Genomic DNA, 12738 nt, shown 5'->3' on the forward strand with positions numbered 1-12738 from the left:
GGCGCGCGCGGCGACGCCGCTGACGCAATCGAACGCGAGCGCGAGATCGACGTCGCGGCGCAGGCCGTAGCGCATCGCGATCAGCATCGCCCGTTCCAGCATGTCGGGCGAGCCGTACGGCGTCCACGTGTCGCGAATCCCGTCGTTGCCGCCGAACAGCGCGACGCCGTGCGCGCGGCAAGCGGTGAGCGGCGGCACCGGCACCGACGGCGGCGCGGTGGTCAACAGCGCGACGCGCAGCTCGGCGATACGCGCGAGCAGCGCATCGCGTTCGCGCTCGGGCAGCGCGCCGAGACAGAACGCGTGACTGACCACTACTTGCCCCTGCATGCCGTGCGCGGCGACGCGATCGAGCAGCAAACTGAACGTGAACGCGCCGATTTCGCCGGGCTCGTGCAGATGAATGTCGATCGGCTTGCGGTGACGCTCGGCGAGCGCGAACGTCAGATCGAGCGACTTCACCGGATCGCCGTCGATCAGCGCGGGATCGAGCGCGCCGAGCACGTCGGCGCCCGCGGCGAGCGCGCGATCGAGCAGCGCGTCGGTGCCGGGCCGGCCGAGCAGACCCGATTGCGGAAACGCGACGATCTGCAGGTCGAGCACGTCGCGCAGCGTGTCGCGCGTGGCCAGCACGCCGTCGAGATGGCGCAGGCCCGCGTCGGTGTCGATATCGACGTGCGTGCGCACCCGCGTCGTGCCGGCCGCCAGGAACGCGCGAGCGAGCGCGAGCGATTGCGCGCCCGCGTCGTGGCCGCTTTCGGCGCGCCAGCGGCGCTCGTTTTCGATCCGGTCGGTCAGCTTCGGTCCGACTTCGTTGCGATACCAGCGCAAGCCCCAGTTGGTCTTGTCCAGATGCGTATGCCCTTCGACGAAACCTGGCAGCAGCAGCGCGTCGCCGCCGTCCTCGACGGGCACACCGGGCTCGCGCGGCAGAGCGGCGCCGAGCGCGGCGATCCGGCCATCGACCATCGACACCTCGACGCGCTTGCCGTCGGCGAGACGCACGTTGGTGATCAGCGAGGCGTTCGTCGTGGGGCGTGGAGTGGTCGTGGTCATGAGCGGTAGGCAAGGGGAGTGAACGGGGTGCACGGGGTGCAAGGGAGACGCGGCCGGTGCGTTGACGCAACCCGCGATGCTACCCCGAGACGATCATAAATCGCTCCCCGTTACGGCTGATAACGCGTGAATTGATCCGGGAATTCGACGCGCCGAGATCGCGGCGGAGGGCCGCGCCGACCGGCAAAATCCAAGGCCGGACGGCGGTTCGCGGTATACTCCCGCGTAACTTGCCTGATCGCCAGGCTTGCCCGATACCTAGCTGTTACCCCCAAATCTCCCCGTACGTCGAGTTTAACGCTACTGCTTATGAGTACAATCCTTGAAAGTCTTCCGATCGGCCAGAAGGTCGGTATCGCGTTTTCCGGCGGCCTCGACACCAGCGCCGCGCTGCACTGGATGCGCAAGAAGGGCGCGGTGCCGTATGCCTACACGGCCAACCTCGGTCAGCCCGACGAAGACGATTACGATTCGATCCCGCGTCGCGCCACGCAATATGGCGCCGAAGGCGCGCGCCTGATCGACTGCCGCGCGCAACTGGTCGCGGAAGGCATCGCGGCGCTGCAGTGCGGCGCGTTCCATATCTCGACGGCGGGCGTCACCTACTTCAACACCACGCCGATCGGCCGCGCCGTGACCGGCACTATGCTGGTTGCCGCGATGAAGGAAGACGGCGTCAACATCTGGGGTGACGGCAGCACGTACAAGGGCAACGACATCGAGCGTTTCTACCGCTACGGTCTGCTCGTCAATCCGAACCTGCAGATCTACAAGCCGTGGCTCGACCAGCTGTTCATCGACGAACTCGGCGGCCGCGCGGAAATGTCCGAGTTCATGCGCCAGTCGGGCTTCGACTACAAGATGTCCGCTGAAAAGGCCTATTCGACCGACTCGAACCTGCTCGGCGCGACGCACGAAGCAAAAGATCTCGAAAGCCTCGAGTCCGGCATCAAGATCGTCAACCCGATCATGGGCGTCGCGTTCTGGCGCGACGACGTGCAGATCGCCAGGGAAGAAGTGACGATCCGCTTCGAGGAAGGCCAGCCGGTCGCGCTGAACGGCCAGACGTTCCCGAACGCAGTCGAACTGCTGCTCGAAGCGAACCGTATCGGCGGCCGTCATGGTCTCGGCATGAGCGACCAGATCGAGAACCGCATCATCGAGGCGAAGAGCCGCGGCATCTACGAAGCTCCGGGCCTCGCGCTGCTCAATATCGCTTACGAGCGTCTCGTCACCGGTATCCACAACGAAGACACGATCGAGCAATTCCGCGAGAACGGCCGCCGCCTCGGCCGTCTGCTGTACCAGGGCCGCTGGTTCGATCCGCAGGCGATCATGCTGCGTGAAACCGCGCAGCGCTGGGTCGCGCGCGCGATCACCGGCGAAGTGACCGTCGAGCTGCGCCGCGGCAACGACTACTCGATCCTCAGCACGAAGTCGCCGAACCTCACTTATCAGCCCGAGCGTCTGTCGATGGAGAAGGTCGCTTCGACGTTCTCGCCGCGCGACCGCATCGGCCAGCTGACGATGCGCAACCTCGACATCAAGGACACGCGCGACAAGCTGCGCATTTACTCGCAGGCGGGTCTGCTGTCGTCGAGCGAGACGTCGGCGCTGCCGCAGGTGAAGGGCGACAAGGAATAAAGCGGCGCATCTGACTACCTGAACGTCGCATCGATCGATGGGCCGGCTCGCGAGAGCCGGCCCATTTTCTTTGGGGCCGCCGGATGCGCCCCGGCGCGTGCGCGCGGTCCCACATTCTGTGCTCAAGTTTGGCCTGCCTATGCCGTTGACATAAGCTAAGCCCATTCTGGAACCCTTCCGTGCAACTCGCTCACAGTATCGACCGCCTCGCCAGCCGGATGCCAGTCGACTCGACCGCCGGCGGCGAACCCGAGGTGGAGTCTTCGGTCATCGAGTGGCTGTTGCACGACGACCAGGTGATGCGCGAGTGCTTCACGCACGCGGCGGAGATTCTGAAGAGCGTGACCGGCGCGGCGATTACCGCGATCGTGCTGCTCGACGAGGAGTATCAGCACTATCGCGCCGAGGTCGGCATGGCGATGCCGCTCGTCACGCGCGCGCGTTCGCTCGCCGACTACGCGGTGCGCGACGCCGATCTGTTCGTGATCGAGGATGCGCACAACGACAGCCGCTTTGGCGAATGCATGCTGGTCAAGCGTCATCCGTTCGTGCGCTTTTACGCAGCGATCGCGCTACGCGCGCCGAACGGCGAGATCGTCGGCGCGCTGTGCGCGATGGACCCGGCACCGGGCCAGCTCGATGCGGGCCAGCGCGGCGTGTTCCACCACCTGCGCGCGATGATCGAAAACGATCTGAAAATGCGCACAGCCACCGCGATCGATCCGCTCACGCAGTTGTACAACCGGCGCTTTCTGCTCGAAACCATCGCGCGACGCTGGAAGGAGGCGCGCGACGGCGACGTGATGGGCTCGGTGGTCGTCGACGTCGACTGGTTCAAGCAGTACAACGACACCTACGGCCATCAGGCCGGCGATCATTGTCTGCGGCTGGTCGCCTCGGTGATGCAGGCCGCCGCCGACAGCGAGCAGTTCGTGGTCGGGCGCATGGGCGGCGAGGAGTTCGGACTGCTGGTGCTCGAAGCGCAGAGCTCGAAGCTCGAAGACACGCTCGAAACGCTGCGCCAGGGCGTGGCGGATCTCGCGATCGAACATCGCGCGTCGCCGCTCGGGGTGGTGACGGTCAGCATTGGCGCGTCGCTTACGCGCATCAGCGAGCTGTCGCGGCCCGCGCACCGGGACGGTTTCGCGAGCGCGGACCGGGCGTTGTATCGCTCGAAGCATAATGGGCGAAATCGTGTGACGATGGCGTAGCTCTATCTTCAGTCGTGGCGGCGGCACGGCTTATAGGACCAACGTCCCATTTCCAACCGTTGCCATCGTGGCAATATCGAAGCGCGTAGTGAACGTCGACGCAGTCGCCGGGTGCGGCAGCAGGGCTTTTTACGATGCGCATCATTCAAACGTTGCTGTTCATCGCGGCGTTCTGCTCAGGCATGACCGTCGGCGCTGCGACGTGCGTCGCCGCCCAAACTGCAGCCGCGCAGCCGGCCGCCTCGTCGGCCGTTCCCGTTCCGGCAGCCCCGGTTGCCCCGGCCTCGACTCCCGCCGCGCGTCGTATCGATCTCGGCAATCAACCGTTCACCGGCGATTTCGACGCCATGCTCGACCGGCGTCTGATCCGCGTACTGGTTCCCTACAGTCGAACGCTCTATGTGAATGAGCAAGGCCACGAGCGTGGGCTGACCGCCGGCCTGATGCGGGACTTCGAGCGTTATCTGAACAGGAAGTACCAGGCGACGCTCGGCAAACGTCCACTCACGCTGGTGATCATTCCGACGACGCGTGACCAGTTGCTCCCAGGGCTGATAGCGGGCCGGGGCGACATCGCCGCAGGCAATCTGACGGTCACGGAGGCCCGCCTGAAGCAGGTCGACTTCGTGTCGCCGCGTGACCGGACAGCAGTACGCGAAGTGGTCGTGACCGGGCCGAAGTCGCCAGCCCTCGCGAAGCTCGACGACCTGAGCGGCAAGACGGTCCACGTGCGACCGAGCAGCAGCTATTACGAGAGCCTGAACGCGTTGAACGCACGGTTCGCCAGGGAACGCAAAGCCCCCGTGAAGCTCGTACCGCTGCCCGACGCGCTCGAAGACGAGGACGCGATGGAGATGCTCAATGCCCGGCTGGTCCAGATCCTCGTCGTGGACGACTGGAAGGCGAAGGTATGGGCGCCGATACTGCCGGGAATCGTCGTGCACAACGACATGGCGGTGCGCGACGCAGGCTACATCGGCTGGGCGGTCCGCTTCAAAAGCCCCAAACTGCAGGACGCGATCAACGACTTCTACCTGAATTACGTGAAAAAGCAGAGTGTCGCGGAAGTCCGTCTGCAGCAGGAAATGAAGCGCATCAAGCAGATCTCCAACAATACGGAGTCAGCGGAGCTGAAGCGATTCAAACAGACGGTTGGCCTCTTCGAAAAATACGGCGCGCAATACGGCTTCGATCCGCTCTTGCTTGCGGCTCAGGGCTATCAGGAATCGCAGTTGAACCAGAGTGCGCGCAGTCACGTGGGAGCCATCGGCATCATGCAGCTGATGCCAGCCACGGGGAAGGAACTTGCGGTTGGCGACATCAGGGTGGCGGAGTCCAACGTCCATGCGGGAGCAAAATATCTCGACGTGCTGATGGCCCGTTACTTTCCCGATGCCCACTTCTCGGAAAGAGACCGCTCGCTGTTCGCATTCGCGAGCTACAACGCAGGACCCGCAAACATCGCCAAAATGCGCAAGGAGGCGGCGGCGCGCGGTCTCGATCCGAACAAGTGGTTCAACAATGTCGAAATCGTGGTCGCCGAGAAAATCGGCATCGAGCCCACCACGTACGTGCGCAATGTCTTCAAATATTACGTTGCGTACCGGCTCGTCCGGGAGGCCGAGGCGGCACGTGCTCGCGCTATCGGGCAGATGCGCAAGCAGGGCGGAACGTAAGGGAAGTACTCGTCTGAAAGCGCTGTCACCGCAGCGACGCTGCTGCGTGATCATCGAGGCGCGCGCCCGAATAAGGCCGTTGGGCATTCACGCGGAGTCTGAACATGTCGACCATTGAAGATCGCTTGCACGCGCTTGGCTACGTCCTACCGGAGCCATTGCAGCTTCCTCCGGGATTGGCGCTTCCTTTTCCATGGGTGCGGGTAGTCGGCAACAGGGCTTGCATCTCGGGCCATGGACCGACCAACGCGGACGGCTCGCTGGCCGAGCCACTTGGCAAGGTGGGTAGTCAGGTCTCGCAGGAGCAAGCGTTCGTGGCGGCTCGCCTCAGCGCGCTCGCTATTCTTGGCAGCCTGAAGCGCGAGCTCGGAAGTCTGGAGCGCATCGCGTGTTGGACGCGAGTGTTCGGGATGGTCAATTCGGCACCCGGGTTCAACCGGCAGCCTGCCGTGATCAACGGCTTCTCGGAACTGATACTGGCTGTCTTTGGCGAGGAGCGCGGCGCTCACGCTCGCAGCGCGGTGGGGATGGCCGAGCTTCCCTTCAACATTCCCGTGGAGATCGAGGGTGAAATCGAACTGCTTCCACGAGACGCCTGAGCGCTTGCATCGAGCGAGGCGGTGAAGGAGCGCCACGGTGAAGCGGCGTGATCTGATCCGGTGGCTTGCGGCTGTCCCGCTGTTTCCCTCTGTCTGGCCGTTGCTTCGGCTCGATGCCGCTCACGCCGCGCAGAACCCGCGACGCGTACGTCCGGGTGAACCGGGATGGCCCACGCCTTCGGACTGGGCGCGACTGAAACAGCAGGTGGATGGCTACCTGATCCGACCGGAGTCACCACTCGAGCCCTGTCGTGAATCGCCCGACAACGCCGAGTGCCTTGCGCTCTTCCGTGAACTCAAGAATCCGTACTTCATCGGCGACAGTCCCGTCTTGACGCAGACCTGCGAGTGGGTTGGCGCGTGGAAAGCCGAACCGAGTGCCTACGTCGTCGCGGCGACAAAGGTCGAACATGTGGCGGCGGCCGTCAACTTCGCGCGTGAACGCAAGCTTCGCGTCGTTGTGCGCGGCGCAGGACATTCCTATCTTGGCACTTCGAACGCACCGGATTCCTTGATGATATGGACACGCGCGATGAACGAGATCAGGAATCACGATGCTTTCGTTCCGAGCGGTTGTGACGGGATCATTCCACCCGGACCCGCGGTAAGCGTCGGGGCAGGGGCGATCTGGATGCATACCTACGAAGCCGTTACCGGCGGTGTGGGTCGATATGTACAGGGCGGCGGTTGTGGAACAGTGGGCGTCGCAGGACTGATTCAAGGCGGAGGTTTTGGAACGCACTCCAAACAATTCGGCATTGCATCGTCTTCACTGCTCGAAGCGGAGGTCGTCACCGCGGACGGTGTGGTCAGGGTCGTCAACGCGCGAAGAGAACCGGATCTTTTCTGGGCCTTGAAAGGCGGGGGCGGCGGCACCTTCGGCGTGGTCAGCCGTTTGACGTTGCGCACGCACGAATTGCCGGAGGTGTTCGGCCTCGTATCGTGCGCAGTCGTGGCCCGCTCCGATATCGCGTACCAACGCTTGCTAGGCCGCTTCGTCGCGCTTTACGCCGATCGCCTATGCAATCGCCACTGGGGTGAACTCGTCACGCTGCTGCCGGGCAAGCGTCTGCGCATCGCCATGAGCTTTCAGGGACTCGGCAAAGAAGAGGTCGCCGCGCTGTGGCAGCCGTTCTGGGACTGGATTGCATTGCAGGACGACCTGACCATGACGGCGGCGCCATCGATCGTCGCCGGTCCGGGGAGGATACGCTGGGACGGCAAGGCGCTCGCGCGGTACGTGCCCGGCCTGGTCCGCTTCGATGACCGGCCCGGCGCGCCAGACGCCAATTTCTTCTGGACCCAGAATCTCGCCGAGGCCGGTCATGTGATCCACGGCTTCGACTCGCTGTGGTTGCCCGCCGCAATGCTGACGCGCGAGCGCCAACCCGAACTCGTCGATGCGCTGATGGGCGCTACGCGCCATTGGCCTGTCGAACTTCATTTTCAGAAAGGGCTCGCCGGCGCGCCTGTCGACGTGATTGCCGCCGGCCTGCAAACGCCCGTCAATCCAGTCGTGGCGGAATCGTTCGCCTTGGCCATCCTCGCGAGCGAGGGGCCACCGGCATTCGACGGACTGACCGGTCACGAGCCCGACGTTGCGAAGGCACAGCGAGATACGAAGCTGATCGCTCTGGCCATCGACGAACTCAGGAAGCTTGCACCTGCAGACGGCGCATATGTCGCTGAGAGCAGCTATTTTCAGCAAAACTGGCAAGCCGCGTATTGGGGGGCCAACTATGCGCGTCTGCTTTCGATCAAGAAACGTTACGATCCGCACGGAGTTTTCTTCGTTCGTCACGGTGTGGGCTCCGAAGACTGGAGCGACGACGGGTTCACCCGCATGGCCGATTCCGACTAGCCGGCCGGCTGTTTCGCGCGAATCCTGATGCTCGTTATGTGTCGGTAGGAGCGTGTATTGACTCCGGCGAAAGCTCAATGCACGCTAGCGATGCATCGGCATCCGAAGCATCTCTTTCTAGCGAACCTGATGAAGCGGGGTCGGTAATAAGTTCGGTGCCGTTGCCAATACAACGTCGTATAAATGACGGAGACAGAAAAGATGACAACACCGAAAAAGATCCCGGCGGCCATGCACAACCCTTGGAGGCTCACTACCGCGGCGACCCTGATGGCCTCCGCGATCGTACTGGCCGGCTGCGGCAGCAGCAACGACGACGGGCTGCAACCACCGCCGCCGAGCAACGTTCTGCCAGGCTTCATCAAAAGCGCGGTAACGACGAAATCTTATGACGGCAACAGCGACGATCTGCTGACCGCGGGCCTCGGCAAGACCGGCCTCGCGTCGGCGAGCGCGCCGGCCATCGCGAATGCCGCACAACCTACGGCCGCCGAATTGCGGCGTCTCGCGATCTGGTCGAACTACCGGGCGCTCGTCGACATGACGGCGAACGGCGGCTATGGACGCTTCTGGGGTCCCAACGTCGACCTGAACGGCAACGACACGTTGGGCGAAGGCAAGATCGCGGGCAAGGAATACCTCGCCTATGCCGATGACGGCAGCGGTGCGCAGAACGTGAGCCTGCTCGTGCAGATTCCCACCAGCTTCAATCCGGACCAGCCGTGCATCGTCACCGCGACGTCGTCCGGTTCGCGCGGCGTGTACGGCGCGATTTCGGCGGCCGGCGAGTGGGGCTTGAAGCGCGGCTGCGCCGTGGCCTACACCGACAAGGGCAGCGGCAACGGCGCGCATGAACTGTCGACGAATCGCGTGACGCTGATCGACGGCACGTTGCAGGATGCGAGCTCAGCGGGCAAGGCGAGCCTCTTCACCGCGAAATTCGGCGGCACCACGCTGGCAACGTTCAACGGGCAGTTCCCGAACCGCTATGCGTTCAAGCATGCGCACTCGCAACAGAACCCTGAGCAGGACTGGGGCAAGAACACGTTGCAGGCGATCCAGTTCGCATATTGGGCGCTCAACGATTCGTTCGGCGCGTTGAATGGCACGACGCGCACGGTGCGCTATGCGAGCGGCAGCATCACGACGATCGCCGCGTCGGTCAGCAACGGCGGCGGCGCGTCGCTCGCGGCAGCCGAGCAGGACACGTCGGGGCTGATCACGGCAGTGGTGGTCGGCGAGCCGCAGATCAACATGCGGCTTACGCCGCAGGTGTCGGTCGCGCAGGGCGGCGTGCCGGTCGGCGCGTTCGGCGAACCGCTCGCCGATTACATGACGCTCGCGAACCTGCTGCAGCCGTGCGCCGCGCTCGCGCCGGCCGCGGCCGGCGCGCCGTATCTGACCGCGCTGCCGACCGCAACCACTACCGCGCTGCGCACCGCGCGTTGCGCGTCGCTCGCGGCAGCTGGCGTGATCGCGGGAGCGGATACGGTGACGCAGGCCACCAATGCGCTCGCGCTGCTGCATCAGCACGGCTATCAGACCGACTCGGACCTGCTGCAAGCGCCGATGTGGGACTCGCAGGCAGTGCCGGCCGTCGCGGTGACCTATGTGAATGCGTATGGCCGCGCCAGTGTGTCCGACAACCTGTGCGACTTCAGCTTCGGCACCACCAGCCCGACGGGCGCAGCCGGCGTGACGCCGGCGGTCTCGCCGATGCTGACGGTGTTCGGCAACGGCAATGGCGTGCCGCCGACCAACGGCATCAACCTCGTCTACAACGCGGGCACCTCGGGCGCGGCCGATCATCGGCTTGCGACCGCCGATGCGAGCTACGCGGGCGCCGCATGCCTGCGCGCGCGGTGGATCGATGGTTTCCTGAATGCCAGCGTCGATGCGATCCGCGTAAATGCGAACCTGCATGGCAAGCCGACCATCATCGTGCAAGGACGCGCGGATGCGCTGGTGCCGATCAACCACGCGTCGCGGCCGTATCTGGGCTTGAACCAGGTGGCCGAGGGCGGCGCGAGCAAGCTGGCGCTTTACGAAGTCACGAACGGTCAGCACTTTGACGCGTTCCTCGGCGTCGCCGGTTTCGACACGCGTTTCGTGCCGTTGCACTACTACAATCTTCAGGCGCTCAACCTGATGTGGGCTCATCTGAAGAGCGGCACGCCGCTGCCGCCGTCGCAGGTGATTCACACGATACCGCGCGGCGGTACGCCGGGAGCCGCACCGGCGCTGACCACGGCCAACCTGCCGGCGATCGCGGCGAGCCCGGGCGCCAATGCGATTTCCGCAACGAACGGTGCGGTGAACGTGCCGGATTGAGCGGCGCGTGCTGAAGCAATGCGTGCACACAGGCGAGCGCCTGTGTGCACGCATTGCCGTGAGACGACCTGCGTCTACGCTCAAGAACTCATCCCCTCGCGCTCGAGCCACGAACGGAACTGCACGACCAGTTCATCGCCAGATTTCTCATCCGCAATGTAAGTGCAGTAGCTGCGCGACCGCAGACGCGGACCGTCGAACGGTGCGACGAGCCGGCCAGCGGCGAGATCGTCGGAGACCAGCGCGGTCGGTCCCATCGCGACGCCGATGCCGTCGATGGCGGCCTGCAAGGTCAGATAGAAGTGATCGAAGGTCAACGTGGCGGCCGGCCTCAGCGCGGCAAGCTGCGTGCTCGCCAGCCAGTCGGGCCAAAGCCGCGGAAGACTCGAGGTGTGCAGCAACGTGTGTTGCCGCAAGTCGCCCGGCGATCGAAGCGGCACTCGCTGCAACAGCGCCGGACTGCAGACTGGCAGCCTCTCCTCCGACAGGAATGGCCGCATCGAATAGCCATAGAACGTGTCCGGGCCGCCCCGGATGACGATGTCGTAACTCTCTTTCAGACTCTCCAGCGGTCCGTTCGACGTTTCCACCTTCACTTCGACGTCGGGATGCCCGGCGCGGAATGTCGCCAGTCTCGGCACCAGCCAGCGCAACGTGAATGTGGCGGGCGCGTTGACGGACAGCGTCCGCGACAGCGTTTCGGGCACACCGTATCGCGCGGTTGCCTGCGACAGCTGTTCGAACAGCGGGCCGATTTCCTCCAGATAGGCTTTCGCCGCCGCCGTCAGCGTCACCCGCCGATGATGCCGTTTGAACAACGAGGCGCCGAGCCATTCCTCGAGCAGACGCACCTGCTGGCTCACCGCGCCGTGAGTCACGTGCAGCTCCGCGGCGGCTTCCTTGAAGCTGCCGAGCCGGCCCGCAGCCTCGAAGGCCCGTAACGCATTGAGCGGAGGCAATACCCGTTTCATTTGCAAGAGTTTTTCTAACGCAGGCGGCCAATTTATCTGGTTTGAGGGGCCACGACAAGATAGATATCCTTCCTGTTGTACCGCTAATGCCATTCCCGCTCACTCTCGGCCCCAAAACCCCATGCTTAGTTACACCGGTGGCATCGTGCTTTTTGCCGCGATGCTTCACGCGAGCTGGAACGCGATGCTGCACGGCAACCGCGACCGGTTCCTGTCCATGACGTGGATGAGCATCGCCATCGCGGCGGTCTCCACGCTCGTCGTGCTGGTCAACCCATTGCCAGCCAGCGCCTGCTGGCCCTACCTCGTCGCGTCGGGGCTCGTGCATATCTTCTACAACGTGAGCCTCGTGCGGTCGTATCGACGCAACGACCTGGCGCTCGCGTATCCGATCGCGCGTGGCTCGTCGCCGCTGCTCGTCACGCTCGGCGCGGCGCTGTTCGCGCGTGAAGCGATCGGCCCGTTGCACGCGCTCGGGATCGCGATGATCTCGGGCGGCATCATCGCGATCGCGTTGCAGGGGCGGCACGTGTCGCGCGCGGGTGTGCTGAGCGCGCTGACGACCGGTGCGACGATTGCGCTCTATACCGTGATCGACGGCATCGGCGTCAGAATGTCCGACGGTCAGCCGCTGATCTACACCGCGTGGATGTTCATGTTCTATTGGCTGATGCCGTTGCTGTTCGTCGCGATGCGCGGCCTCACGCCGCTATGGACACCGGTACGAGCCGAGCCGCTGTCGGTGGGCTCGTCGCTCGTCGGCGGCCTGGTGTCGATCGCGGCGTATGGCATCGTGATCTGGGCGCTGCAGTCGGGCGCGATGGGTGCGGTGTCGGCGTTGCGCGAGACCAGCGTGGTGTTCGCGGTGCTGATCGGGCGGGTGTTTCTTGGAGAAGCGGTCAATGGCGGGCGCTGGCTCGCGTGCCTCGTCGTTGCGGCTGGAGCGGCATGTCTGGGGCTTTGACCGGACAGAGGATGCGGGTCGTTCATCACCGGCACCTGGCTCGATGTGACGGGTGGCAAGTAAGCCATGCGCCATTCGTCCGTAAGATTTCCTTAAGCTTCGGCTGATAGATAGCGGGTTCGACAATGGCAGACAAAAATTACGATGCCCCGTGGACCCAGATCCGGCCGACAGGCCGAAAAGAACCGTTACCGCTCGACCTACCTGCTCGAATTGGCGCGCGGCAGCTCGCACATTTCGAGCACGCTGGGCGCCGACAGCCAGCAAGCGGCGATCGCCGAAGTACTGTGCGATTTTGGCCTCAAATACGGCAAGGACGAACTGCCGGTCTTTCGCGCGCTGCTCGCGGAAAGCCTCGAGGATCGTGGCAATCCGGACGCGGCGCGAGCGGTGCTGAGCTTCGCGTCATGCCAAACGCTCTAGCC

At 64.3% G+C, this 12738-nt stretch carries 10 protein-coding genes; 8 read left to right on the plus strand and 2 right to left on the minus strand.

Going from position 1 to position 12738, the window contains the following annotated elements:
* Positions 1–1056, minus strand: a 1056-nt coding sequence (locus AB3X89_RS32490) for an amidohydrolase family protein (RefSeq protein WP_368586916.1), incomplete at its 3' end; no start/stop codon positions are given.
* 309 nt (positions 1057–1365) lie between these two features.
* Between AB3X89_RS32490 and argG the strand changes: the two genes are divergently transcribed.
* From argG to AB3X89_RS32520, 6 genes are all read left to right on the plus strand, one after another.
* Positions 1366–2700 carry an argininosuccinate synthase gene (gene argG, locus AB3X89_RS32495; protein WP_368586917.1) on the plus strand — a complete coding sequence of 445 codons (1335 nt, stop codon included), beginning with the start codon at positions 1366–1368 and terminating at the stop codon, positions 2698–2700.
* A gap of 179 nt (positions 2701–2879) precedes the next feature.
* Positions 2880–3911, plus strand: a complete 1032-nt coding sequence (locus AB3X89_RS32500; RefSeq protein WP_368586918.1) for a diguanylate cyclase — start codon at positions 2880–2882, stop codon at positions 3909–3911.
* A gap of 134 nt (positions 3912–4045) precedes the next feature.
* Entirely contained in the window at positions 4046–5587 is a 1542-nt protein-coding gene (locus AB3X89_RS32505) for a transporter substrate-binding domain-containing protein (protein ID WP_368586919.1), read from the plus strand.
* A gap of 104 nt (positions 5588–5691) precedes the next feature.
* Positions 5692–6186, plus strand: a complete 495-nt coding sequence (locus AB3X89_RS32510; RefSeq protein ID WP_368586920.1) for a RidA family protein — start codon at positions 5692–5694, stop codon at positions 6184–6186.
* Positions 6187–6223: 37 nt separating this feature from the next.
* Positions 6224–8047 carry an FAD-dependent oxidoreductase gene (locus tag AB3X89_RS32515; RefSeq protein ID WP_368586921.1) on the plus strand — a complete coding sequence of 608 codons (1824 nt, stop codon included), beginning with the start codon at positions 6224–6226 and terminating at the stop codon, positions 8045–8047.
* A gap of 231 nt (positions 8048–8278) precedes the next feature.
* Positions 8279–10378, plus strand: a complete 2100-nt coding sequence (locus AB3X89_RS32520; protein ID WP_368586956.1) for a D-(-)-3-hydroxybutyrate oligomer hydrolase — start codon at positions 8279–8281, stop codon at positions 10376–10378.
* Positions 10379–10458: 80 nt separating this feature from the next.
* Here AB3X89_RS32520 and gcvA read toward each other — a convergent pair whose 3' ends face one another.
* A complete protein-coding gene (gene gcvA, locus AB3X89_RS32525; RefSeq protein ID WP_368586922.1) occupies positions 10459–11349 on the minus strand; it encodes a transcriptional regulator GcvA in 891 nt (296 codons plus the stop codon).
* 121 nt (positions 11350–11470) lie between these two features.
* Here gcvA and AB3X89_RS32530 point away from each other — a divergent pair, with 121 nt between their 5' ends.
* Together AB3X89_RS32530 and AB3X89_RS32535 are read left to right on the plus strand one after the other, a co-directional pair.
* A complete protein-coding gene (locus tag AB3X89_RS32530) occupies positions 11471–12313 on the plus strand; it encodes an EamA family transporter (RefSeq protein WP_368586923.1) in 843 nt (280 codons plus the stop codon).
* A gap of 144 nt (positions 12314–12457) precedes the next feature.
* Positions 12458–12736 carry a hypothetical protein gene (locus tag AB3X89_RS32535; RefSeq protein ID WP_368586924.1) on the plus strand — a complete coding sequence of 93 codons (279 nt, stop codon included), beginning with the start codon at positions 12458–12460 and terminating at the stop codon, positions 12734–12736.
* Positions 12737–12738 lie beyond the last annotated feature (2 nt).

Source organism: Paraburkholderia sp. BR14320 (assembly GCF_040948665.1).
Classification (GTDB): Bacteria; Pseudomonadota; Gammaproteobacteria; order Burkholderiales; family Burkholderiaceae; genus Paraburkholderia; species Paraburkholderia youngii.